Origin of the sequence: Peribacillus deserti (assembly GCF_016909175.1) — a bacterium.
Lineage (GTDB): Bacteria > Bacillota > Bacilli > Bacillales > DSM-1321 > Paraperibacillus > Paraperibacillus deserti.
The window spans coordinates 1-26354 of record NZ_JAFBFI010000003.1; the positions used below are offsets into that span (position 1 = coordinate 1).

The following is a 26354-nucleotide window of genomic DNA, read 5'->3' on the forward strand; positions in this document are numbered from 1 at the left end:
TAAGGCTGAGCTGTGATGGCGAGGGAAATATAGTACCGAAGTTCCTGATTCCACACTGCCAAGAAAAGCCTCTAGCGAGATGAAGGGTGCCCGTACCGCAAACCGACACAGGTAGGCGAGGAGAGAATCCTAAGGTGTGCGAGAGAACTCTCGTTAAGGAACTCGGCAAAATGACCCCGTAACTTCGGGAGAAGGGGTGCTCATTTGGGTGAATAGCCTAGATGAGCCGCAGTGAATAGGCCCAGGCGACTGTTTAGCAAAAACACAGGTCTCTGCGAAGCCGCAAGGCGAAGTATAGGGGCTGACGCCTGCCCGGTGCTGGAAGGTTAAGGGGAGAGGTTAGCGCAAGCGAAGCTTTGAACCGAAGCCCCAGTAAACGGCGGCCGTAACTATAACGGTCCTAAGGTAGCGAAATTCCTTGTCGGGTAAGTTCCGACCCGCACGAAAGGCGTAACGATCTGGGCACTGTCTCAACGAGAGACTCGGTGAAATTATACTACCTGTGAAGATGCAGGTTACCCGCGACAGGACGGAAAGACCCCGTGGAGCTTTACTGCAGCCTGATATTGAATTTTGGTACAGCTTGTACAGGATAGGTAGGAGCCTGAGAAGCCGGAGCGCCAGCTTCGGTGGAGGCATTGGTGGGATACTACCCTGGCTGTATTGAAATTCTAACCCGCGCCCCTTATCGGGGCGGGAGACAGTGTCAGGCGGGCAGTTTGACTGGGGCGGTCGCCTCCTAAAGAGTAACGGAGGCGCCCAAAGGTTCCCTCAGAATGGTTGGAAATCATTCGTAGAGTGTAAAGGCACAAGGGAGCTTGACTGCGAGACCTACAAGTCGAGCAGGGACGAAAGTCGGGCTTAGTGATCCGGTGGTTCCGCATGGAAGGGCCATCGCTCAACGGATAAAAGCTACCCCGGGGATAACAGGCTTATCTCCCCCAAGAGTCCACATCGACGGGGAGGTTTGGCACCTCGATGTCGGCTCATCGCATCCTGGGGCTGTAGTCGGTCCCAAGGGTTGGGCTGTTCGCCCATTAAAGCGGTACGCGAGCTGGGTTCAGAACGTCGTGAGACAGTTCGGTCCCTATCCGTCGTGGGCGCAGGAAATTTGAGAGGAGCTGTCCTTAGTACGAGAGGACCGGGATGGACGCACCGCTGGTGTACCAGTTGTCTTGCCAAAGGCATCGCTGGGTAGCTATGTGCGGACGGGATAAGTGCTGAAAGCATCTAAGCATGAAGCCCCCCTCAAGATGAGATTTCCCATAGCGTCAAGCTAGTAAGATCCCTGAAAGATGATCAGGTAGATAGGTCTGAGGTGGAAGCGTGGTGACACGTGGAGCTGACAGATACTAATCGATCGAGGACTTAACCTATTATATGTATACTCGAGCACCGCAAATCAGCCTTATGTTATCTAGTTTTGAAAGAACGATGTTCTTTCCATTTGTCTGGTAGTTATGGCAAAGAGGCCACACCCGTTCCCATCCCGAACACGGAAGTTAAGCTCTTTAGCGCCGATGGTAGTTGGGGGATCTCCCCCTGTGAGAGTAGGACGCTGCCAGGCAACTCGAAGATCAGCTGTATAGCTGGTCTTTTTTTGTGTTGTTTTTTAAACCGAAGGTTAGGTTCAGAATAAGAAAATCAAAATTAATAAAGTAAATCGCACCCTGAATGGGGAGGGACAAGGAGGTCGAGGAAGCGACGGAGCGAGGACCGGAATGTACTCTGTACATGAGGACCGGAGTGAGGGAAGCTGACGAAGAGATCCGCCGGGCATCGCCATACAGGACCCGGACCCGGAAGTTAAGCTCTTAGCGCCGATGGTAGTTGGGGGATCTCCCCCTGTGAGAGTAGGACGCTGCCAGGCAATCCGAAGATCAGCTGATATAGCTGGTCTTTTTTTGTGTTGTTTTTTAAACCGAAGGTTAGGTTCAGAATAAGAAAATCAAAATTAATAAAGTAAATCGCACCCTGAATGGGGAGGGAAAAGGAGGTCGAGGAAGCGATGGAGCGAGGACCGGATTGAGAGGAACCGTTAAACTCAGTATAGAACAAATAATTGTGGAACCCTTTGTTAAAGATGAACAACAATTTAGTAGCGATATTTGTAAAAAACCTTTTCCCTAAACTGTTTCCCAAAGGAATAAGCAGTTATATGACGCCATGGTTACTCTCTACGGTATAATTAATAAAAAGTTGAATAATCATAATTACGTCTTAAAAAAGAAAGGGTTTTTCTATGAGTACATTTAAGAGCCGGATTGATGTACCGGAGCAGCATAAGTGGAATTTGGATGATATTTATCCTTCTATAGAGGATTGGGAGAACGATTATAAAAGAATCGAATCATCCATTCCCCAGTTACGCGAGTATCAAGGCAGAATAGAGAACGGGGCAGACCTTCTCGAGTATTTGAAGAAAAGTGAAGAAATTTCTGCAGCTTTTCAATTGGTATATGCATACTCCAGACTGCAGCAAGACCTGGATACGAGAGATTCGAATGCACAATCACTTTTAGACAGGGCTTCTCTTCTCAGTGTAAAACTAAGTGAGGCACGCTCGTTTTTCATGCCCTTTTTATTAAGCTTAAGTGAAGATGTTTTAAAGACCTATATCGCAGAAAATGAAGGACTTTCCTATTTTAAAAGAAGCTTGTTGGAGTCATATCGCTATAAAGAGCATATATTAAGCAAGGAAAAAGAGGAACTGCTGTCTCAAATTGGGGAAGCATTTTCGGCACCAGGCAATACGTTTGGCATGATCAATAATGCCGATATTAAGTTTGGTGAAGTAACAGATGAAAATGGCGAAAAAATTGAATTGACCCGCGGTATGTATTCTAAGCTAATAGAAGATGACAACAGGGAGCGGAGAAAGGAAGCCTATCAGGCCTATTACCAGCCCTATATTCAATTGAAAAATTCAATTGCCTCAACATTATCAGCTAATATTAAAAATAATGTGGTCCTTTCTAAAATTAGAAAGTATCCCTCGGCTCTGGAAAAGTCACTGTTTAGTGACATGGTACCAAAGGAAGTTTATGAAAACCTCATTTCGGCTGCCAAGAAAAACATTGATTCTCTGCATACATATAATCAACTCAGGAAAAACCTTCTTGACCTGGATGAGCTTGCACCTTATGACCAGAGTGTAGATCTTGTAAAAGGAGTTAAGCAGGATATTCCTTTTGATGAAGCCTATGAGATGATGCTGAAAGCACTTAGTCCGCTTGGAAGTGACTATATAACAACGCTGGAATCGTTTAAGGAAAAACGATATATAGATGTATGGGAGACTCCTGGTAAACGCTCGGGTGCCTATAATATGGGTCTATATGGTGTGCATCCCTTTATCCTCTTGAATCACCGGAATGACCTGAACAGTTTATTTACGTTAACGCACGAGATGGGTCATGCCATGCACAGTTATTATAGCAGCAAGCATCAGCCGAGGATATCAGCAGGCTACAGCATTTTTGTAGCGGAGGTTGCCTCTACGGTTAATGAGGTGTTATTAATCCATTATTTATTAAACGAATCAAATGACATAAACATGAGAAAATATCTGATCAACCACTTTATTGATCAGTTTAAGGGTACTTTTTTTACACAAGTAATGTTTGCTGAATTTGAAAAAATTACGCATGAACTGGCAGAACAGGGCAAGCCGCTGAACGCAGAAGTCTTTAACAGTGTCTATGAAAAGCTGACAAAAGAATATAACGGAGAGGTACTGGAAATTACTGAAGAAGTAAAATATGGCTGGTCCAGAATTCCACATTTCTATCGTCCTTTTTATGTATACAAGTATGCAACAGGTTTTGCTTCAGCGATCTCTATTGCCGGCCGGCTATTAAAAGGAGATTTCGAAGTACAGAGTGCCTACCTTGATTTCCTAAAAAGCGGAAGCTCAGAGTATCCGCTTGAACTGCTAAAGAAAGTAGGAGTAGACCTGACCACTCCTGAACCAATTGATACAGCATTAAGCCAGTTTAGACATTTAATTGAAGAATTATCAGCTTTATAAATGATGAGTATATTCGCTTGAAAGAAATAAGAGCTGAATAAAGAGATAGCTCTTAATTGACCTTTTCGGTTTATATCTTAAGTCAGCTTGTTGGGCATGAGTCCAGTATTATACTGGGATCATGCCTTTTAGTTTTGCCTTATTTCGTCTGTGATTAGAGTAGTCCGTATAACTTACTTTTTTTGCTTAAAGTGTTCTATACTTTCAAATTCCTGTTGAATTCATGATATCAAAGAATTTTTCCATAACAGAGTATAAGTTCCCCCTGAGGATGGTCCTTACAATTTATAAATCGCGTCAGAAATTGAAAAGTTTTTATCGGTTAGTTGAATGTAAAGGTGGTAGCACAGAACGATAGGCAAATTTATTTTCTTTCTTCGAATAGGGTAGCCAAGATTATCCTGACAGTAAAACTTATTCTTTATAAAACTATTAAAGTAATGGTTCATTAAATTATCGATTTGTGCCTTATTGATAATTTCAACACCAAAAAGTACAATGTAGGTAAAAAATGCAACTTGTGAGTGTATATGGGAGGAAATAGATGACACGGATCTTAGTAATAACGCCATATCCCGCTTTAAAGGATTTGTTCAACGAAGTTAATGCTGACTTAAAGAAAAATATCCAAGTAGAAATCGGACATTTATATAAGGGGCTTTCAATAGTAAAGCATCTCCAAGAACAAAGCTTTGATATTATCATAAGCAGGGGAGCAACTGCTCGGCTTCTTCGTCAACATTGTACTATTCCTGTGGTTGACGTAAAAATCTCTGGGTATGATATTTTGCGGACATTAACCCTGGTTAAGGGTTATCCGGGTAAAATTGGGTTGATGAGTTACAATAATACGATTCAGGGCGCTGATGCAATAGGTACTTTGTTAGAAATGAATCTTTCTTTTTATTCGATTGACAGTGAAGAGGAAGTTGAAAAAGAAATGAGTAAAGCCCTGCAAGATGGAGTCCAGGTAATTATAGGCGACGTGATCACCACGTCAGCCGCAAAGGAATTTGGCTTAAATTCAATCTTAATTCAATCCGGCAGGGAAGCGGTTATGGAAGCAATTAAAGAAGCAGAACAAATGGTTTATTACACAAAAAAACAGAAAAAAGGCCAAGAATTTCTTGAAGCTGCTATTCAGGAACAAAATAAAGGAATAATAGCAGTAAACAGGAATGGAGAAGTAATAATTATGAACGGGAAAGCAGAACAATATTTTGGGGTGAAAGCTGAACACATTGTTGGTAAACCGTCTTCCCATATTCATTCACTTCTTGAGATAAATAATCTAACGACGGTAAGCAAACAATCGTCCGAAGGGCTTTTCACAATCCTGGGTAACGATTATGTAGTAGAAAAGAAGCCCCTTATTGTGAATGATGATTGGTTAGGCGGACTCGTTTTTATAGAGGAAATAAGTCAGGTCCAAAAATTAGAAAGCCGTATTAGGAAAAAGATTTTTTCCAGTTCCCTTGAGGCAGGCTTACATTTTAACCAGCTGGTGGCTTTAAACAATAATTTAAAGGAACAGCTAAATAAAGCTCAGATGTTTAGTAAAAATAATCAGTCCGTTTTGATCTACGGTGAAACCGGCACAGGGAAAAGAAGTATAGCCCAATGTATCCATAACGAAAGTTTACGGAAAGAACATCCGTTCATTTATTTCAACTCAGAAGCTTTCTCAGCTGAACAGGCAGAGGAAGAGCTGTTTGGCAGCAGCGAAAAACCCGGTGCTTTTGAAGCGGCTCATAATGGAACCCTATATATAGATGGTATAGACAAGCTGCCGCTGTCTCTTCAGGCTAAACTCATTATAGTTTTGAAGGAGAAAAAAATTGTGAAATTAAACGGATTTTCTACTCCCGTTGACTTCCGCCTCATATCAGCACATACTGCTGATTTAATCAAACTTATATTATCTGGGAACTTTAGAGAAGACCTTTTTCATCTAGTAAACGGAGTGGCCTTGAAATTACCGGCTTTACGGGAAAGAAAAGAAGACTTTCCAGAATTAGTACGCTGGTTTATTGCTGCGTTTAATGCAAATTACGGCAAGCAGTTTGTGGGTCTGCGGCCAGACGTAATGGAAGAGTTAAAAGGGGCGCACTGGCCAGGTAATATAAATCAGTTAAAAAATACGATGGAAAGTATTTGTATGGCAAGTACGGGACCTTTCATTGATTTATCAGCTGTTAAACCTTTTATAAGTGAGCTTTTAGAAAGCAGTCCAGCTGACTCACCAGACAGCGTTATTGAAATAGCAGATAAGACACTTGGCCAGCTGGAGAGGGAAATTATCAGCCGTGTGCTAAAGGAAGAGGAATATAATCAATCAAATACAGCCAAACGCCTTGGAATCAACCGGTCTACTCTTTGGCGTAAAATAAAAGAAGAAATGTAATAGGTTAATATTCTTATGATAATGTTCAAGTAAGCTTAGGTATTTCGTTGCAAAATACAACATTTTTTCAATGGTTCATTGTAAATTGCAACGTATTATTATAAGGTGAAAATAGGTAGTGAATAATCTTAAAATTCATACAAAGAATCTGTGAGGGAATTTTAATTGTGAATAAAGTATTAATAATAGCGGACGATCTCACCGGTGCAAATGACGCTGGCTTACAATTTGCTAAGCAGGGTTTTGAAACTCTCTCAGTTTTAACTTTAACAGAAACAGAAGAAATACAAGAAGCAGATGTTTTAGTATACAACATAGAAACAAGGTCAATAGAGCCTTTGAAAGCATATCAAAAAATGAAAGCGGTAGCAGAGTCCTTCTCTTTATCAAAATTCCCTTTTGTATTGAAAAAAATTGATTCGACTATGCGTGGAAATATAGGAACCGAACTTGACGCATTATTGGACTTAAATATTTTCGACATTGCCGTTGTACTGCCAGCTTATCCTAAGAACGATAGGATAACGATTGGCGGCTATCATATAGTGAAGGGGTGTCTTTTAGAAGATACGGAGATGGCAAAGGATTCGAAAAGTCCTGTTGCTGAATCACATCTGCCTTCCCTATTGAAAAGCAGCAGCGGGAGGGCAGTCGGCCATATACATATTAGAGAAGTAAGAAAAAGAGAAGTTCTTGCAGACCGGATACATGAATGTGTAAAACACAATGAGAGAATCATTGTCTTTGATAGCTGTTTGCAAGAAGATTTGAAATCGATTACAAAGGCTGTAGTAGAAAGCGGATTAAGGGTTATTTGGGTAGGTTCGGCTGGCCTTGCAGAAAGTCTTTCCCAAGAAATTAAGACGGAAAATCAAAAGATTGATAGAGTCTTACATTCAGGAAGAAAGTGTAACTCTCGTGTGTTTACCATTGCAGGAAGTGTAAGTGGAATTACTAAAGCTCAAGTCAAAGCTCTTACTGAACAGAAAGGTTTCGAGGAGATCCAAGCAACCCCCCTGCTTTTGTTGGAGGATTACAGCCGAATCAAGGAAATTGCACGGTTAACAGAAACCATCATTGATAGGATCAATAAAGGATATTCTCCTGTTCTTACTACGGATACTTCCTCTCAATGTATGGAACAGTTACATGTAAAGCGAGAGTCTGCAGGGATGAGCAGTATGGAGCTTGGGAATATAATTGCAGAATCACTCGGAAGTATAGGGGCATCCATAGCAGCCCGCAAGGATATTGCCGGTCTAATTCTAACCGGAGGAGATATTGCTTATCAAACCTGCAGACAGGCAGGTGTACAAGTAATGCGGGTTGTGGATGAAGTAGAAGAAGGTATCCCTCTCTGTGAGATAGCTGGAGGCAGTGCCAATGGCCTGCCCATAGTGACAAAAGCTGGAGCATTCGGTAATACTGCCTCTTTGATACATGCAGCAGAAGTCATACAAAAGTATAGCAGTAATAACTAATAATCAGCATTTATACTGATTAAAACCCATACTGGTTAGCAGCAAATTGCTTTTCTTCAATATCAAAACTTCTTCTATTGTGACAGGAATTGACAGAATGAAAGACTATCAGCAAAAAACTGGCCTTTAACTGAAAGGAATAGTGATATCTATGCTTACGTATAAACCGATAATTGGGATAACGATGGGAGATGGGGCTGGCGTAGGCCCGGAAATTATCATGAAGGCCCTTAGTGACGAAAAATTGTATGAAACGTGTGCTCCTTTTGTAATAGGAGATAAGAATATTCTTGAAAGAGCAGGGATTATTACAGGAAACAAGGCGGAAATCAAGCAAATATCATCGATTGATGAAGCATCATTCAAATTTGGAGTGGTGGAAGTTGTGGATTTGGAACTTCTGCCAAAGGATCTGCCATTTGGCCGCGTTTCAGCGGAAGCGGGAAACGCAGCATTTCGTTACCTCGAGAAAGCCATAGAATTAGCAAATCAAGGTAAAATTGATGCCATTTGTACGGCCCCTCTGAATAAGGAAGCCCTTCATAAGGGCGGGCATATTTATCCGGGACATACAGAAATACTGGCTGAACTGACAAAAACAGAAGACTATTCAATGATGCTTTCTGCGCCAAATTTAAAGGTTATACATGTTACAACCCATGTAGGCATCATCGACGCCATTAAGCAGATCACTCCTTCAAGAGTCTATAAGGTTATAACACTTGCATATGAAACGCTTAGAAAAGCAGGGTATGAAAAGCCGCGGATAGCTGTATGCGGAATTAACCCCCATGCTGGTGAAAATGGGTTATTCGGTAATGGAGAAGAAGAAGAAAAGATTATTCCTGCCGTTGAAAAGGCGCAGGCTGAAGGTATAGAGGTTAATGGCCCGCTGCCGGCAGATACTTTATTCTTCCGTACTGTACGAGGTGACTTTGACATCGTTGTAGCTATGTATCATGACCAGGGTCACGGTCCAGTAAAAGTGCTTGGTTTAGAAGCTGGAGTGAATATAACTGTAGGACTTCCAATTATACGAACCAGTGTGGATCATGGCACCGCTTTTGATATTGCGGGCAAAGGAATTGCGGATGAGCTCAGCCTGAAAGAGGCGATCCGCCAGGCCATCGAGCTGGCGCCAAAGCGGTAAAACTACTAGATGGCAACGGACAGCTTAATTACACCCTGATTTATGAATGTGGAAAGATATTGATTGCAAAGAAACACAGAATAAGCAGCATCCAGTGCAGATTAAAAACAAGGTGTAATCCTTCCGTTCGCTTCTGTCTATATAATAAGGAAGAAAATTGAATATTTTTAAGGGGATGGCTTGAATGGAAAAGACTTTACAGCAAAAAAGTGAGCATCTAAAAGAGATTTTAGAAAATATGGGAGAAGTCTTGGTTGCCTTCTCAGGAGGCGTAGACAGTACGTTTCTATTAGCGAAAGCTAAAGAAGTTATGGGAGATAAAGTACTTGCCGTAACGGCAGCATCTGAAACCTTTCCTACCCGAGAGTTTAATTTGGCGGTTAGTCTTGCAAAACAAATCGGTGTTAAGCATATACAGACTCGTGTAAGCGAATTGACGAATGCAGATTTTGTTAAAAACGATCCGAGCCGCTGTTTTCACTGCAAAAATGGATTATATAGCAACTTACAGGAATTAATGTCTGACTATGGGCAGACATATACAATCGTTGATGGGTCGAATATGGATGATTTAGGAGAGTATCGTCCTGGAATGAAAGCTGCACGTGAATTGGGTGTGCGAAGCCCTCTGCAGGAAGCAGGTTTCTACAAAGAGGAAATCCGCAAGCTGTCAAAAGAAATGGGGCTCCCTACCTGGAATAAGCCATCCTTCGCCTGCCTGTCTTCTCGTATCCCTTATGGCACGGAGATTACCCAGGAGAAAATTGATCAGCTGGATCAGGCAGAGACTTTCCTCCTAGGCCTTGGGCTTTACCAGGTTCGCGTACGGCATCATGATAAGATAGCGCGTATTGAAGTTATACCTGAAGATATGCAGAGAGTGCTGGAGCTTCATGAGGAAATCGACAAAGCTTTTAAATCTTTTGGATTTTCTTACGTTACTCTAGACTTAAAAGGATATCGTTCGGGCAGTATGAATGAAGTTCTTAAAGCTGGTGCAGTGAAATGAAAGATGAGCTAACCGAACTACTCATTCAGGTTCAAGAAGGAAACCTTTCTGTTGAAAAAGCACGACAAGAGCTGCAAACCTATGATTCTCTTGGATATGCAACGCTGGATACACACCGGGAAAAACGGACGGGATTTCCGGAAGTTATTTTTGGTGAAGGGAAATCTCCCCAGCATCTGCTCGGTATTTTTGAAAGGCTAATGTTCCATCAGTCAAAAGTATTGGCTACTCGAGTTGATGCGAATAAAGCAGAATTTCTAATTAAACATCTGCAAGAAAAGTTTCCGGATGATACGTTTAACTACCATAAGGAAGCTCGTACCTTTCATTGGATTGATCGAGGATATGAAGAAGAGTGGAAAGACGGTTTTATTGCCGTTGTTTGCGCAGGCACTTCTGATTTTCCTGTGGCAGAAGAGGCAGTGATTACTGCTGAGCTGATGGGAAATAGAGTGGAAAGAATGTATGATGTTGGAGTTGCCGGTATACACCGGCTGCTTGCTAAGGCAGAACGGATCGAGCAGGCAAATGCGATTATTGTTGTAGCCGGGATGGAGGGTGCTCTTGCCAGCGTAATGGGAGGACTGGTATCTAAGCCAGTTGTGGCGGTACCTACGAGTGTAGGCTATGGAGCCAGTATGAATGGAATTGCGGCACTTCTCTCGATGCTGAGTTCCTGTGCGAGCGGCGTTTCTGTTGTAAATATTGATAATGGATTCGGTGCTGGATATTATGCGGGTACTCTAACGCATACAATCGACAGGGCCGTTAAAAAGGCTATGGAGGAAAAGGGGTACTAACATGCGAGTTTTATATATTGATTGTTTTTCTGGAATTAGCGGGGATATGATGGTTGGGGCGCTGATTGATGCTGGCGTTTCCGTCAATAAAATTGAGCAGGAGTTAAAAAAACTGCCTGTAAAGGGTTATCAGCTAAAGTGCAGCCGAGTGGTGAAACAGGGGATCAGCGGTACTAAATTTGACGTTATCCTTGATGATCAAGACCAAGAACATGGCCATCATCATGAGCATGATCATCCGCATACCCATGAAACAGGGGCTGCCCATTCACATCATGCTCATAGTCATTATGCAGACATTATCAAGATGATTGAAGAATCTTCACTTGATGAAAAAGTAAAAGAAAGAAGTAAACAAGTATTTGCCCCTATAGCTGTATCTGAATCAAAAATACATAACATCCCATTAGAAAGTGTTCATTTTCATGAGGTGGGAGCCATTGACTCCATTGTAGATATCGTCGCTGCCGCAATCGCCCTTGAGGAGCTGGCTGTCGAAAAGGTAATCTCTTCACCAGTTCCCCTTGGAACCGGACATATTCATTGTGCCCATGGTGTTTACCCTGTACCCGCACCTGCTACATTAGAAATGATGGTAGATGTACCAATTGCACAGAGTTCCTTGAAGTACGAATTAACTACACCAACTGGAGCGGGCATCATTGCCAGTCAGGCAGAAGCATTCGGTCCACTGCCTTCCATGACCATTTCAGCCATTGGCTATGGTGCTGGCACGCGTGATTTACCTGGAAGACCTAATGTCCTCCGTGTTGTAGTAGGAGAGATGTAAAGAGTGAGGTCAAGGATGGATAGAATTCTCTATTTAGATTGTACCTATGGCATCACTGAACAAGGAATGCTGGGAGCGCTGCTGCATTTAGGTGCGGACCTTGCTTACATAAACCGTTTTATTAAGGAGCTGCCTTTTGGCAGTTTTACTTTTGAACGTCAAAACGTAGAAACGAATGGAGTCCTTGCCGCAAAAGCTCATCTTCATGATGTCCCATTAAAAGAGGAAAATGAGCAATCAAAAGCATCGAAGGCAGCAGACATATTACGTTTGATTCAATCGTCTGAAATCCCTGCCCATGTAAAAGAGAGGAGCTTATTGGTTATAAAGGCCCTTACTGAGGCAAACAGCCGGCTTAAAGGAATGCCAGTAGAAAAGTCTTCAATGAATGGTACTTGGACCAGCCAAGCAGTTCATATCATCGGGATCTGCCTGGGATTAGAATCTCTCGGGATTAAGCAGATTTACGCATCCCCTATTTTAATTGGAGCAGGAATTCAGAGAACGGAGGATGGGATGACCATTATTCCCAACCCGATTGTTTATGAGCTGTTAAAAGGAATTCCAATAACGGAAGTGAATGCTGTTCAAAATCTAACGACTCCATTAGGTGCAGCTCTTATCCAGAGTTTAGCCGGGGAAGTGGCCAGCCATAATTGTATGACGATAGAAAGAAGTGGATATGGCGGCTCTGATGATGTAGGAAAAATTCCAAGTATTTTAAGGGCATCCATAGTAAAGTTTAACGATCCAATAAAAACGAATCAAAGCAAGGAAGCGGAAGAATCTATTTTTGTTTTAGAGTTCCAGGTAGATGATATGGCTGGGGAAGGTTTAGGATTTCTAATGGAAGAGCTCTTTGATGCAGGGGCGCTGGATGTTTTCTACACACCCGTATATATGAAAAAGAACCGACCTGGTATTCTTGTCACTGTGCTCTCTTCCTTGAAAAATACGGAATTTTGTGAAGAAGTAATCCTGACAGAAACCACCACTCTTGGAGTCAGGAAAAGTGTCTGGTCAAGGCGGATATTAGAACGAAATATCGTATACGTGGACACCTGCTATGGACGCTTACGGTTAAAGCAGGCAATAAAGGATGGAAAAGTACTTCGGCAAATACCTGAGTATGAAGATGTAAAAAAGGCAGCAAAGGATTTTAACGTACCCTTTCATGAGGTATACACAATGGCGCTTGCTAAAAGTCAGGATGAAAAAGCATAAAATTTTCTAGGATCATATAGCGGGCAATGAAGTAGATTTTCCCGCATGCATGGAACACACCAAGGGGGTACGATAGTAGTGGAAGCAGGTTTTATCTCTATACTGGCACTGGGTTTTATTCTAGGAATAAAGCATGCAATTGAGCCCGATCATGTTATTGGAGTCTCAACGATAGCCATACAAAGTAAAAAATTATCAAGGTCTTCTCTGGCAGGAGTTTTCTGGGGGATTGGACATACAGCAACACTTTTTATAGTTGGCATGCTAATGATTTTATTGAAGGTACAGATACCTCAAAAATGGGCCATGACTTTAGAATTTTCGGTGGGCATCATGCTCGTTTATTTTGGAATAGCGGCCATATTTTCAATACGTAAATCCGCTCATCTTACTGATATAAATAACAGCGGTCAAACTTACGAACATAACCATAGTGCAAAGCAGCAAAAAGTATCCTATGGTAAATCTACTTTTATGGGATTTATCCACGGACTTGCGGGCAGTGCTGCGATGATTTTATTAACCATGAATACGATCAATAGCTTGTGGGAAGGGGCCTTTTATATACTGATTTTTGGTGCTGGAACAGTTGCGGGCATGCTTTGCTTTACAACTCTTATAGGCATTCCTTTTGTTCTAAGCACTGGGAAGACGCGCATTAATAAAAAACTGACCCAGCTGACTGGAATGATAAGTGCGGTTTTTGGGGTTTATTATATGTACAATCTAGGTTTTACTGAAGGTTTATTTAAACTTTGGCTTTAATAGTTTTCTAGGTCACGGATGAACTAAGGATGGTAATGCGGCTGGAAACAATATGACTGAATCCGCTGTTCCTTTAATGCGGATTCAGAGCATATTGTAAACCCTATGCTCCCTTATCTCCAGTATTAATAATATTCGGAGGGAAAAATATGAAAATTATAGTTACTCCCGATTCTTTTAAGGGATCTATTTCTGCACGATCCCTATGTTCTGCCATTAAACAAGGCATCCATGAAGTATACCCGGATGCTATTGTGCATGAGATACCACTTGCTGATGGTGGAGAAGGGACAGTAGAAAATATTATTTTTGCAACAAACGGGACAATACATGAGGTGCATGTAAAAGATCCTTTGGGAAGAACAACCAAGGCAGCTTATGGGATTCTTGGCGACGGACAGACGGCCATTATTGAAATGGCGCAAGCTTCAGGTCTTCCTTTATTAGCCCATCATGAAAAAAACCCTCTCATCACTACAAGTTTTGGAACTGGCGAATTAATCATGCATGCACTAGATTCAGGGTACCGCAAATTCATAGTCGGGATTGGGGGAAGTGCCACAAATGATGGCGGTATGGGCATGCTGAAAGCTTTAGGTATTCGGTTTTATAATCAAGATGGCATTCAGCTTGATGAAGGCGGAGCGGCTTTAAGTGACCTGGCTTATTTTGATGATACGAATTTGGATCCTAGAATTAAGGAATCAAGCTTTATGGTAGCAAGTGATGTAAATAACCCATTATGCGGCAGCAACGGAGCATCCGCAATCTTTGGTCCTCAAAAGGGGGCAACACCAGAAATGGTTGAAAGCTTGGATAAGGCACTTTTCAATTATGGGGAAGTGATTGCCGCACAAACAGGCAAAGATATTCGAGATTTTCCCGGAAGCGGTGCTGCTGGAGGAATGGGTGCTGCCTTAATTTCTTTTTTACAAGCACAGCTTAGACCAGGAATAGACATAATGTTAGAAGCGGTTCATTTCGAAGATGTGATAAAGGATGCTGACTTAATTATTACAGGAGAAGGTAGGCTTGATAGCCAGACCCTTTCGGGAAAGGTCATTGCAGGTGTGTGCAGTCACGCTAAGCGGTTCAATGTACCAACAATCGCATTATGCGGAGGGATGGAACTCACTAGCAAGCAATGTGATGAACTAGGACTTGCTGCTGGTTTTTCAGTTGTTGGCGGCCCATGTACGCTTCAAGAAGCCATGGACAATGCAGCAAATTGGACGAGGGAACGGACTGAACAAATTATGAGACTTACGAATATATACCAGAATAAATCTATTAACTAGTAAACTGTTGGCACGAGATTCATTAAGCCAGTTAAATAGCAGGGGTTCATTCAATATGGTCTTTGAAAGAGTTTAGGCTGATTTCTCATTTTTTTAAGAGACATCTTACTACTTGCAAACGCTGAAACCTGAATTAAAAAGATCCCTTTAACCTTAGAGACAACCTTAAACCGGCTGATTAATACCTTAAAGGGATCCAATATGTAACCGCTTATTTTAGAATTAGTTTACTATTGTGATTGCTATTCTTCGTTTCTGGCTGATCTTTCTTTGATCCAAACAGCCATTTGCAGTGTAAGGGCATCTTTAAACAGCCTCGGATCATAACCGGTTTCCTGTTTGATCTTATTAAGACGGTATATTAATGTATTACGATGAATAAAGAGCTTATCTGCTGCCTGCTGCATATTCAGATTGTTATCAAAAAAGGCTTCTAATGTAGGAGCAAAGTTTTGAATGGATTCATGAAGTACTCTATTTGAAAATCTTTCAGACTTATACTTGTCAATTTGATAGATTAAGGCTTTTGCTTCAATTTCTGCAAAAGGAAGGATTTCCTGTAGAGGATCGCCGATCTTAAGCGCAAGGTTACAATCTTCATAGGCCTGTCTAAATTTATCCAGAGTCGTGAATGAAGTGCTGTAAGCGAGTCTAAACGTGAGGTTAAGATTTTTTAATATATTGTATACAGAATCCAGCTGAGTTTGAGTTTGTTTATCTGTCAGCCCAAAAACAGCAATGAAGATTTGATTAATATTTATAAATCCTATTATGCAATTAGTACTAATTACAGTTTCCTCAAGCCTTTGAATGATCGCATTATTCGTCACAGAACGATCCTTTAATTGAATAACAAAAGTTTGAAATGGCGGCGAAAACTTAATAGATAGGAGACTAAGACGGCGGTCTATTTGTTCAAAGGATGGTGATCCCATTAAAAGCTCTTCTATAATAATCTCTTTTGTCCGCTGCTGCCATTCAGCCTGTGTGACCATAAATGCTTGTTTGATCATAAGTTCAGTTGTCATTTTTACAAGCCCTCCAAAGTTTTTCATTTCCTCTGGATCGCCGGTAATTCCAATGACTCCAACGGTTTGGTCTTGAAAGACAATAGGCAGGTTGATTCCAGGCTGAGAACCCTTCCATTTTCCATCGTGATTAGATGGAATAGAAAAAGACATACCTGTTTTTAATACTTCAAGTGCCCCTTCATGAATGTGATAAAGTCTCGAGGAATCACGGGATGCAATAATAATTCCTTGATCATTCATAATATTTACATTGCGGTTTAAGCGTACGGAAGTTTCTTGTACAATCGTTTCTGCAATTTCTCTGGTCAGCATTTCAGTTCTCCTGTTTTAGTTATTACGTACAAAAAATTCAGATAATTCCATGTATTTGTTGTTTACTGAATACATAGATTAATAGATTTTCAATTAGTATAATATAATGAAAGATAATTTGAAAGCGTTTCCTAAGGAGGTGCAAACCATACAAACACCCTTCATCAGGAGTTCTATTTTGGAGCAGGAAAATAGTAATTTGAATGAATAGCCCAGGAAATAGAGTCGAATCTAAATCATGCCTCGGACTATCAGTGTACTTAAATTAGGAAGAAAAAGGGAGGCTTTATAATGAATATAAAAAAGACGATTGAAAAGGTGCCTGGCGGAATGATGGTCGTACCATTGCTGGCTGGAGCTGTTATTAATACTTTTTTTCCCGGTACTGGGGAATTCTTTGGTTCGTTCACCGGGGCATTGTTCACCGGGGCGCTGCCTATACTGGCTGTTTTTTTCTTTTGTATTGGTACCACCATTAGTTTTAAAGCTACGCCATATATTTTAAAAAAGGGCGGAGCGCTTTTGTTTACGAAGATATCCATGGGTGCACTCGCAGGTATTATTGCAGCGCAATTTATAGGGGATGATCCATCTGCGACCGTACTTGGAGGATTATCCGTTTTAGCTATAGTGGCTTCCATGAACGATACAAATGGCGGGCTATACATGGCCCTTATCGGTCAATTTGGTAAAAAGGAAGACGCTGGTGCCTACTCTTTAATGAGCCTGGAGTCTGGTCCGTTTTTAACAATGGTGACGCTTGGAGCTGCAGGACTTGCATCATTCCCATGGCAGACAATGCTCGGGGCAATTCTCCCGCTTGTTCTTGGAATGATTCTTGGAAACTTAGATAAAGAAATTCGTGAATTATTCTCAAAGGCAGTTCCAGCTTTAATTCCTTTTTTCGCTTTTGGATTAGGTGCGGGTCTAAACTTAAACAAAGTCGTAGAAGCAAGCTTTACGGGTCTCTTCTTAGGACTAGGTGTTATTGTTGTGACAGGTTCAGCCTTATTACTAGTGGACAAGCTGACAGGCGGAAATGGAGTTGCAGGATTGGCTGCGGCAACAACAGCCGGTAACGCTGCTGGAGTTCCTGCTGCCGTTGCTGCTGCGAATCCTGCCTATGCAGAAGTAGCTGGCTCAGCCACAATTATGGTTGCAGCAAGTGTAATTGTTACTGCCGTCCTGGTTCCATTTGTGGTCGCTTGGTATGCAAAACGTATTGACAAGCAGTCTAACACAAAAGGTAACGTCCTAGTAAGCACAAACAATCCGACCATTGCTAAACATCGTTAACCGCTTGGCAATTAAAGCAGCAAGAAACCAAAAATCAATGGAAAGAGGTTTGCAGATTATGAATACAGCCCTTTTATACGGAAGAGATGGACTAACGGTTGAAGTACCGGATCATTCGTTGATTATAGAACCCAAACACCTACAGGGTTTGGAAAATGAAGAAAAAGAAGTGGCTGCTGCACTTCAAAATCCCATTGGAACCCTGCCCTTGCGTGAAATGGTCAAAGAAACCGATAAAGTGGCTATTGTCATCAGTGATATCACCCGCCCTACTCCAAACGAAAAATTGATTCCGTGGATCATAAAAGAGCTGCCGCACGTTCCGCTGAAGAACTATGTAATTATTAACGGTACAGGAACACACCGCGACCAGACCAGGGAAGAATTTGTATCAATGCTGGGGGAGTGGGTAGTAGAGAATATCCGGATCATCAATAACAATTGCCATGACAAGGAAACCCTGATTATAGTCGGCCACAGTGAATTTGGCTGCGATGCTTACTTAAATAAGGAGTACGCAGAAGCTGATTTCCGTATTGTTACAGGGTTTATTGAACCCCATTTTTTTGCTGGTTTTTCGGGCGGGCCTAAAGGAATAATGCCTGGTATAGCGGGTCTGGAAACAATTATGACCTTTCACAATGCCAGAATGATTGGTGATCCGCTGGCAACGTGGGGAAATATGGTGAATAATCCAGTTCAAGACATGGCCAGGGAAGTCAATAGGATGTGCAAACCGCATTTTATGTTGAACGTAACGTTAAATAAGGAAAAAGAAATTACCAATGTGTTTGCCGGTGAACTTTTCCAGGCACATGATGCCGGATGTGCTTTTGTAAAAGAGCATGCAATGATTAAATGCGATGAAAGATTCGATGTGGTCATCACGTCCAATTCTGGCTATCCGCTTGATCAAAATTTATACCAGGCAGTTAAGGGTATGAGTGCTGCACATAAAATAGTCAAAAAGGGCGGCGCCATCATATGTGCAGCAGAATGTTCAGATGGGCTGCCTGACCATGGGAATTATGCAAAGATATTGCAAATGCGCAAGAACCCGCATGACATATTGGAAATGATCAATGACGGCAGTTTCAAAATGTTTGATCAATGGCAGGTTCAAAAACAGGCCGTTATCCAGGTATGGGCAGACGTATATGTTTACTCTTCGTTATCAAAAGAAGATGTGGATCGAGCGATGTTTATACCCACTCAAAACATAGAGGAAACGCTGGGACAATTGAGGGAGAAGTATGGTGAAAACATGACTGTTGCCGTTCTGCCCCTTGGTCCTTTGACCATTCCTTATGTGGAAGAGTAAGTATTGTGGAATTCCTTTACGACCTTGCGGAGAAATACTAATTGTGAATAACTGACATTCTCTCGAACTGCTATATTTTAATTATCAAAGTCTCTCCAATGCAGTCAGCGGTGGAGAGACTGCTTCCTATTACCCTTATGGAAATCAAGTTGTAATTATACGATATCCATCCTCAGGAAAGCAGTAAGCTGCTCCTTTCATACAGCAACTCCCAGACAACTCTTGCTAAACACAGAAGATGAGCTTTATAAATTACTAGCTTTTATTTAATGTTCTGCTTCTAACTCAAATCCTATTCGATCCATACGAAACAGCGGGTACAAAAACGATGAAATGGTATCCAGCATACAGAATAAAATAACATTTGACCTTATATTTTGGACTGAATAAGCCGCTAAATCTGCAGGGATATACGCATTTAGTGAAAAAATATTAATGTATGTAAAGTTATTTAAAAATTCAAAATACTATTTGACAGCACTAAAAAAAGATGATAAAAATTAAAGTAAGTTCTTTTTTATAAAACAATGTTTTATAATGTAGAACAAAATTCATAAGAGATTAATAGTTTTGCAGGATTACAGTACATAAAATGGATCAATCAACTGGTGAAAGAAAAAAAGCTCTTTTTTTTGTGTTAATCCTAGAACCTTGTTTTATATTATAAAACAATTGAGGTTCACAGGCAGAAAGGAGAAGAATTCTAAAATAAAGATTTGAATTTAATGATAACGCTTACAATTGAAATGGAGGAATATTGGATGAAAAATAGAAAATTGTTTGGAATTGCTTCAAGTATGACTATTGCAGCCGCGTTACTGCTTGCAGGCTGCGGCAAGGAAGAAAAAACCAGCGGGGCCGGCGGAGCAGTGAAAACTATTAAAGTGGCACATTACTTTGCCGAAGATCATCCACAAAATATTGCTCTTAAGGAAAAGTTTAAAAAGAAGGTTGAAGAAGAAAGTAATGGAAAATTAAAGGTTCAAATATATGCCAATAGTACATTAGGTGCTGAAAAAGAATTTTACGACGGAGTAAGAAACGGAACGATAGAGATGGGGATACCCGGCCTGATCATGCAGGCTGATATACCAAAGATGGCGGTTCCTGAATGGCCCTTCCTTTTCAAAGATTTTGAGCATGTGAAATCTGTGCTTAACGGACCTATCGGCAAAGAACTGACGGCAGATCTGGATCCAAAGCACGGAGTCAAACCGCTCGCGTGGAGTGCCAATGGATTCCGAATGTTTTCAAGCAATAAGCCGATTGAAAAAATGGAAGATTTCAAGGGTTTCAGAGTCAGGATGCCTAATATTCCAAACTATATAAAGCTTGGTGAGGCACTGGGTGCAAATGTTTCTCCTATGCCCATTTCAGAAGTCTTCACTGCACTTGAACAAAAGGTTGTAGACGGACAGGATAACCCGATTGCCACATTAAGACAATCAGGCTGGTATGAAGTGCAAAGCAATGTTCTAGAGTCAAAGCATATGTTTAGTCCAAATCTCTATATTATAAACAGCAAGTTTTGGAAAGGCCTGACGAAGGATCAGCAGAAACTGATTGAAACTGCTTCTAAAGAGGCAGCAGAGTATGAGTTTGATTTATTAGAAAAAAGTTATGAAGAAGATAAAAAATTCCTAAAGGACAATAAAATCAAATTCACAGAACCTGACTCAGCGTTCTCAAAAGAAATGGAAAAAAGAGCAGAGCCTCTATATAAAGAAATTTTCAAAGAAAATGACTGGGCACAAGATCTAGTTGAAAGAATTAAAGCAGAGGAATGATGGTTCTTTAAACAATAGGAGGAAATGTGATGACAAAAATAACTAAATTCCTAGAACAAATGTTAAATACAATCATGGCTTCTGCTCTTGCAATCATGGTCGTACTTGTATTTGGCAACGTTGTCCTTCGTTATTTTTTTAACTCGGGTATTACATGGTCGGAGGAAATGTCGCGTTACTTATTTGTCTGGTTAACTTTCCTTGGCTCAATTGGTGCTTACCAGAATAAGGAACACTTAGGTGTGGACATGATGGTTAAGAGGTTGCCTCGAGCAATGAAAAAATTTGTTCTGCTTATTAGCGATTTGATAATTTTGTTTGTTTTAATACTCGTGCTGGATGGCAGCTGGAAAATGACTGTAATGAACATGGAGAGCGTTACCCCTGCAGTTGGTATGCCGCTTGCTCTAGTTTATGGAACAGGCTTAGTAGTAGCCGTATCCATGGCATTTATAACGATAAATAATATGTACCGAATCGTCTTTAATAAAGTGACGGATGAAGAATTAAATGCAATCAATGATTCTGAGGAAATGATAGTTTAACAGAAAATCTGAGAGGAGGTTAATCCAGCATGACGGTAGGAATATTTGTAGGCTCTTTACTAGGAGCAATGGCTCTTGGGATGCCGATTGCCTTTGCCTTATTAGTAAGCAGTGTTGCTTTAATGTACTTCATGGGGAATTTTGACAGCCAGATCATCGCTCAAAACCTAATAAATGGGGCCGATAATTTTCCGCTTATGGCCATTCCATTTTTCATGCTAGCTGGTGAGTTAATGAATGCAGGAGGCCTTTCAAGGCGTATTGTGGATATGGCGATGACCATGGTCGGCCATATAAGAGGAGGGCTTGGATATGTAGCAATAATAGCCAGTGTTCTGTTTGCGAGTTTATCTGGTTCTGCAGTTGCAGATACTGCCGCGCTAGGTTCCATTTTAATACCAATGATGGTTAAGGCAGGATATGATGTTAACCGCTCCAGCGGTTTAATAGCATCAGGGGGTATTATCGCACCGATCATCCCGCCAAGTATAGGTTTCATCATTTTCGGAGTGGCGAGTGGTGTTTCGATTACAAAGCTATTTATGGCAGGTATTGTACCAGGCATTTTACTAGCAGTAGGACTAACGATAACCTGGGCAATTGTAGCAAGGCGCGATAAGGTACAAGTCCAGCCGCGCAAGTCAATAAAAGAAATGCTGATAGCCATGCGAAAAGGAATATGGGCCCTTTTTCTGCCAGTCATCATTATTGGAGGGTTGAAAGGCGGTTTATTTACCCCTACTGAAGCAGCAGTAGTTGCAGCAGTATATGCTTTGTTTGTTGGTCTGGTAATCTACCGGGAATTAAAGATATCCGATTTACACCGAGTCTTTGTTCATGCAGCTAAAATGACCAGCGTTGTTATGTTTCTGGTAGCAGCAGCTCTTGTGTCATCATGGCTTATTACAGTAGCCAATTTACCGGCTCAAATGATTGGGCTGCTCGGACCAGTTTTGGATCATCCTTTGCTGCTGCTTTTAGCTATCAACTTGTTAGTCATTATTGTTGGAACAGCTATGGATATGACACCAACTATTTTAATACTTACCCCTGTATTAATGCCGGTAGTTATTCAGGCTGGTATAGACCCTGTTTATTTCGGTGTATTGTTTATTTTAAATAATGCGATTGGATTGCTTACCCCGCCAGTTGGTACCGTATTAAACGTAATGTGTGGAATCAGTAAAATTAGTATGGAAGATATTATGAAAGGAATATGGCCATTCCTGCTTGTGCAGATTGTCGTCTTAATATTGTTAATCTTATTTCCTTCATTAGTAATGGTACCGCTTGAGTGGTTTACATCTTAAGTTATGGATTCAGGGATCTAATTTAAGAAATGCTTTAATATAATCGTAGTTTGGAAGGGGAAAAGAAAATGAACAAGAATGTGAAACGAACGATTTTAGGAGTATTGCTGCCAGGAATGCTGCTGCTTGGTGCATGCAGCAATAGTGGTGGCAGCAGTGAGAAGACAGGGGCTTCTACAGGGAAAGAAACTGGAATTCAGGAGCGTACGATAAAGGCAGGCATCGGCAACAATGAGTCACATCCACAAGGCCAGGGAATGAAAAAATTTAAAGAGCTTGTAGAAGAGAAAAGCGGCGGCAAAATGAAGGTTCAGAATTTCTTTGACGCTTCCCTTGGTGATGATTTAAATATGACAAAAGCACTTCAGGCAGGTACACAGGAAATTACGAATCCCTCTACATCGCCTCTAGTCGGTATGATTCCGGAATTCGGAATTTTTGATTTCCCTTTTGTCTTTAATAATGAAAAAGAAGCAGACGCTGTACTTGATGGGCCGGTTGGCCAAAAACTGATGGATAAATTACCGGAACAGGGCTTAGTGGGACTTGCCTATTCTGAAAATGGATTCCGTCAATTAACCAATAGTAAGCATGCAGTCAAAACAGCGAAGGATTTTAAAGGATTAAAAATACGGACGATGCAAAACGAGGTTCATCTTGATGCATTTCAAAAGTTAGGCGCTAATCCATCACCAATGGCATTTTCCGAGGTCTTTACCGCGCTTGAAAGCAAAACGGTGGACGGGCAGGAAAATCCGCTTTCAACCATTAAATCTCAGAAATACAATGAAGTTCAAAAGCATTTAAGCCTTACAAAGCATGTATATACGCCGTTCATAATGCTGGTGAGCAAAAAGTTCTGGGATAAATTATCCGAAGAAGAGCAGGGAATCCTGCGTGAAGCTGCACAGGAAGCTGGAAAATATCAGCGTGATGTAAGCCGAAAAGAAAATGAAGTAGCTATTAAAGATCTCGAAAAAGCAGGTATGAAGATCAATGAAGTTTCCGATCAAGAGCGGGAAAAAATGAAAAAGGTCATTCAGCCAGTGAATGATAAATATGCGGAAAAATTCGGCCAAGAGCTTGTCGACGAGATGATGGCTGAAGTGGATAAAGTTCGCAGCAAGTAATTGCCGCCTTCGAAAGAGGAGGAAAACGGATGAATATTATATCAGAGCTGCTGCAGGAAATTAGTCTTCCGAAAATGGTAAAGATCAAGCAAAATTTTGCAGCACCTGAACTGCAGGACATATCGGGTGAAGTTCATAAAGCTATCAGAGACGCAGATGTACTCTCCCGGGTCTCCCCGGGAGACCGCGTTGCCATTGCGGTTGGAAGCAGAGGAGTCGCTGGGATTCCGATTCTTGCCCGTGAGACAGTGAGTGCAATCAAGAGTGCAGGAGGAGAACCCTTTATTGTCCCTGCCATGGGAAGTCACGGCGGTGCTACAGCCGAAGGCCAGATTGATGTTCTCGCACAGCTTGGTGTCACTGAAGAAGCAGTCGGGGCGCCCATTCGATCCACTATGGAAGTAGTCAAACTCGGTGAATTGCCAAATGGTCTACCTATTTACATTGATAAGTATGCCTATGAAGCAGATAAAATTGTTGTGATCAATAGAATAAAGCCTCATACCGCCTTCAGAGGGCCAGTAGAAAGCGGCCTGATGAAAATGATTACGATTGGCCTGGGCAAACAAAAAGGTGCTGAGGCTGCCCATGCTTTTAGTTTCAAGTACATGGCTGAACATGTCGTAGAAATGACGAAAATAACCTTGGAAAAAGCACCTATTATTTTTGGTTTAGCATCCCTGGAAAATGCATATGACCGGCCGGCCAAGATAGTCGCGGTCCCTGCGGAAAAAATGGAAGAATTAGAGCCGGCGCTGCTGTTAGAGGCAAAATCCCTCATGCCAAAAATCTATTTCGATTCGATTGACGTTCTGATTGTAGATGAAATTGGAAAAGATATTTCAGGTGACGGCATGGATCCTAATATCACAGGCAGATTTGCGACGCCATATGCCAGCGGAGGGCCAGAAGTTACTAGAATTGTCGTGCTTGGGCTAACTGAAAAAACACACGGCAATGCTAATGGAATTGGAATGGCAGATATGACAACAAAAGCTGTTATGAATGAAATCGTGTGGGAAAAGGGTTATGCCAATGCCCTTACAAGCACTGTGACTTCTGTGATTAAACTCCCTATGGTATTAGAAACGGAAGAGCTGGCTATAAAAGCGGCAATTAAAACCTGTAATGCGTTTAACTTAGAACAAGCGAAAATAGTCAGAATAAAGAATACACTCGAGGTAGGAGAGATCTGGATTTCAGAAAGTTTGTTAAACCAGGCGAAAGAAAAGGAAGAAGTGGAGATTCTTTCTGAACCTTTAGAACTGATTTTGAGTTGAGCATAACCGCCTCCTTTTTTCGCCGGAGAATCTCTCTTTATACAGTTTTCTACACTGCTTTCGTGATAGCTTATTTATTTTCTATATTTTTGCAGTATGAGTGGATCATTTACTTCTCAGGCGTATTGGGAATGGTTTCAGTAGCATTTTCTTTCTCTAAATCTACTCTTTTGTTTAAAAGAACCAGTTTCATATTTATCACCGCAGGCATTGGTATTATGATTTTCTATAAGTTACCGCTTATTCAAATACCTGTCTACTTTAACCGAATGGGAATCATGATCTCACTGTTTGTGGTGCTTCCATTTATGAATAGTATTATTCGAGTCGGAAATTACGACAGAAATGTAAATAAACTGCTTAAGTTTAAAACACATAACTTAAGCCAAATGTATTACCGGGGATCACTAACTTCATATATTATCGGAATGTTTCTAAATATTGGGGTTATCCCATTTGTTCATCAAGTTATCGAACGAAACCCCATAATAGAAGCTTCTCATTTTAAACAACAGTATCTATCCAGCTTAATATTAAGAGGGTATACCCTTTGCCTGATATGGAGTCCTATGGAAATACTGGTTGGATTAACTATAGATGTCACACATGTATCTTATTATAGGATCCTTCCATATTTGTTCACTTTATCTGTTTTGATGCTTACAGTTGATTGGCAGCTGTCCAAACGATACAAGAAATATATCCTAGACCCATCGGTTCAGTTTGTTCCGTTTAATAAGTTGGTGATTCTGAAAAATATAGTCTATCTTTTCATCCATTTATTTCTTTTCATCGCAGCTGTTACGGTGGTTAAGAACTATTTGCATTTGAATTTTCTTACCTCAGTAACGCTTACCATATTGCCGTATGCTATTTTTTGGGCAATTACAATTAACAAACTAAAACCATATTTGAAATACAGTGTAATGGTGTGGGAAAGAAAAACCGCTTCATTACAGAATTATATCGTCTTATTTCTGGGATTAGGATTCTTTATCAGCGTGCTTGAGGAATCAGACTTGTTGAAGTATTTACAAAGCCCAGTCGCCGAGCTCTCGAAAGTCCCAATTGTTCTATTTTTGGTTATTCAGATTTTGTTTTTATTACTGGCAATGGGAGGATTTCATCCCTTAGTTACAATGGCGATTATTGGGGAAGCATTACAGCCGGCAGCAGCTTCGCTGAACCCTGTATCGCTGAGCATCGTGCTGATCACATCAAGCCTATCAACCGTGATGAGCGGTCCTTATAATATCAGTGTTTCTCTAATGAGTATGCTGCTAAAGGATAACCCGTATAGAGTCTCGCTATACAATATAAAGTTTGCGTTATTGTTCAGCAGTGCAGGGACTTTTCTCGCACTTTTACTAGAATGGTTACAATAAGGAAGG

At 41.2% G+C, this 26354-nt stretch carries 19 protein-coding genes and 3 rRNA genes; 21 read left to right on the plus strand and 1 reads right to left on the minus strand.

Annotated features, from left to right (window positions below):
- From JOC77_RS04420 to JOC77_RS04475, 13 genes are all read left to right on the plus strand, one after another.
- A 23S ribosomal RNA gene (locus JOC77_RS04420) occupies positions 1 to 1376 on the plus strand; the annotation flags it as partial.
- A 74-nt stretch (positions 1377 to 1450) separates the two neighbouring features.
- Positions 1451 to 1567: ribosomal RNA gene (gene rrf, locus JOC77_RS04425) — 5S ribosomal RNA — on the plus strand.
- Between the two features lie 201 nt (positions 1568 to 1768).
- Positions 1769 to 1870 (plus strand): 5S ribosomal RNA (gene rrf / locus JOC77_RS21925).
- A gap of 372 nt (positions 1871 to 2242) precedes the next feature.
- The gene (pepF, locus tag JOC77_RS04430) at positions 2243 to 4030 is read left to right on the plus strand and encodes an oligoendopeptidase F (RefSeq protein WP_204539220.1); all 1788 of its coding nucleotides are present in this window, start codon (positions 2243 to 2245) and stop codon (positions 4028 to 4030) included.
- 544 nt (positions 4031 to 4574) lie between these two features.
- Positions 4575 to 6434 carry a sigma-54-dependent Fis family transcriptional regulator gene (locus JOC77_RS04435; RefSeq protein WP_204539223.1) on the plus strand — a complete coding sequence of 620 codons (1860 nt, stop codon included), beginning with the start codon at positions 4575 to 4577 and terminating at the stop codon, positions 6432 to 6434.
- 167 nt (positions 6435 to 6601) lie between these two features.
- Positions 6602 to 7915, plus strand: coding sequence for a four-carbon acid sugar kinase family protein (locus JOC77_RS21555; RefSeq protein WP_338047177.1), 1314 nt, complete (start codon positions 6602 to 6604; stop codon positions 7913 to 7915).
- Positions 7916 to 8066: 151 nt separating this feature from the next.
- On the plus strand, positions 8067 to 9065 hold the full coding sequence (gene pdxA / locus JOC77_RS04445; protein ID WP_204539226.1) for a 4-hydroxythreonine-4-phosphate dehydrogenase PdxA: 999 nt from the start codon (positions 8067 to 8069) through the stop codon (positions 9063 to 9065).
- Between the two features lie 184 nt (positions 9066 to 9249).
- Positions 9250 to 10074 (plus strand): ATP-dependent sacrificial sulfur transferase LarE, encoded by an 825-nt coding sequence (larE, locus tag JOC77_RS04450; RefSeq protein ID WP_204539229.1) that lies wholly within the window; start codon positions 9250 to 9252, stop codon positions 10072 to 10074.
- Positions 10071 to 10874, plus strand: coding sequence for a nickel pincer cofactor biosynthesis protein LarB (gene larB, locus JOC77_RS04455; protein ID WP_204539233.1), 804 nt, complete (start codon positions 10071 to 10073; stop codon positions 10872 to 10874). The genes larE and larB overlap by 4 nt, the downstream gene beginning before the upstream one ends.
- A 1-nt stretch (position 10875) precedes the next feature.
- Positions 10876 to 11664 carry a nickel pincer cofactor biosynthesis protein LarC gene (gene larC / locus JOC77_RS04460; RefSeq protein ID WP_204539235.1) on the plus strand — a complete coding sequence of 263 codons (789 nt, stop codon included), beginning with the start codon at positions 10876 to 10878 and terminating at the stop codon, positions 11662 to 11664.
- Positions 11665 to 11679: 15 nt separating this feature from the next.
- Positions 11680 to 12888, plus strand: coding sequence for a nickel pincer cofactor biosynthesis protein LarC2 (gene larC2 / locus JOC77_RS04465; protein ID WP_204539238.1), 1209 nt, complete (start codon positions 11680 to 11682; stop codon positions 12886 to 12888).
- A gap of 78 nt (positions 12889 to 12966) precedes the next feature.
- Complete coding sequence (locus JOC77_RS04470; protein ID WP_204539240.1) at positions 12967 to 13653, plus strand: urease accessory protein UreH domain-containing protein; 687 nt, start codon at positions 12967 to 12969, stop codon at positions 13651 to 13653.
- Between the two features lie 149 nt (positions 13654 to 13802).
- Positions 13803 to 14951, plus strand: a complete 1149-nt coding sequence (locus JOC77_RS04475; RefSeq protein ID WP_204539242.1) for a glycerate kinase — start codon at positions 13803 to 13805, stop codon at positions 14949 to 14951.
- Positions 14952 to 15193: 242 nt separating this feature from the next.
- On the opposite strand, the gene JOC77_RS04480 is transcribed toward JOC77_RS04475, so the two are convergent.
- Positions 15194 to 16294, minus strand: coding sequence for a CdaR family transcriptional regulator (locus JOC77_RS04480; RefSeq protein ID WP_204539246.1), 1101 nt, complete (start codon positions 16292 to 16294; stop codon positions 15194 to 15196).
- Positions 16295 to 16585: 291 nt separating this feature from the next.
- Here JOC77_RS04480 and JOC77_RS04485 point away from each other — a divergent pair, with 291 nt between their 5' ends.
- The 8 genes from JOC77_RS04485 (at position 16586) to JOC77_RS04520 (ending at position 26348) form a co-directional block, all read left to right on the plus strand.
- Positions 16586 to 17590 carry a 2-keto-3-deoxygluconate permease gene (locus JOC77_RS04485; RefSeq protein WP_204539249.1) on the plus strand — a complete coding sequence of 335 codons (1005 nt, stop codon included), beginning with the start codon at positions 16586 to 16588 and terminating at the stop codon, positions 17588 to 17590.
- Between the two features lie 58 nt (positions 17591 to 17648).
- Positions 17649 to 18911, plus strand: coding sequence for a nickel-dependent lactate racemase (larA, locus tag JOC77_RS04490; RefSeq protein WP_204539252.1), 1263 nt, complete (start codon positions 17649 to 17651; stop codon positions 18909 to 18911).
- Between the two features lie 761 nt (positions 18912 to 19672).
- Positions 19673 to 20698 carry a TRAP transporter substrate-binding protein gene (locus JOC77_RS04495; RefSeq protein WP_204539254.1) on the plus strand — a complete coding sequence of 342 codons (1026 nt, stop codon included), beginning with the start codon at positions 19673 to 19675 and terminating at the stop codon, positions 20696 to 20698.
- A gap of 29 nt (positions 20699 to 20727) precedes the next feature.
- The gene (locus JOC77_RS04500; RefSeq protein ID WP_204539257.1) at positions 20728 to 21243 is read left to right on the plus strand and encodes a TRAP transporter small permease; all 516 of its coding nucleotides are present in this window, start codon (positions 20728 to 20730) and stop codon (positions 21241 to 21243) included.
- Positions 21244 to 21272: 29 nt separating this feature from the next.
- Positions 21273 to 22553 (plus strand): TRAP transporter large permease subunit, encoded by a 1281-nt coding sequence (locus JOC77_RS04505; RefSeq protein WP_204539260.1) that lies wholly within the window; start codon positions 21273 to 21275, stop codon positions 22551 to 22553.
- Positions 22554 to 22621: 68 nt separating this feature from the next.
- On the plus strand, positions 22622 to 23683 hold the full coding sequence (locus tag JOC77_RS04510; RefSeq protein WP_204539263.1) for a TRAP transporter substrate-binding protein: 1062 nt from the start codon (positions 22622 to 22624) through the stop codon (positions 23681 to 23683).
- A 29-nt stretch (positions 23684 to 23712) separates the two neighbouring features.
- Entirely contained in the window at positions 23713 to 24963 is a 1251-nt protein-coding gene (locus JOC77_RS04515; RefSeq protein ID WP_204539265.1) for a nickel pincer cofactor-dependent isomerase, group 22, read from the plus strand.
- 131 nt (positions 24964 to 25094) lie between these two features.
- Complete coding sequence (locus JOC77_RS04520) at positions 25095 to 26348, plus strand: hypothetical protein (protein WP_204539268.1); 1254 nt, start codon at positions 25095 to 25097, stop codon at positions 26346 to 26348.
- The last annotated feature ends 6 nt before the right edge of the window (positions 26349 to 26354 follow it).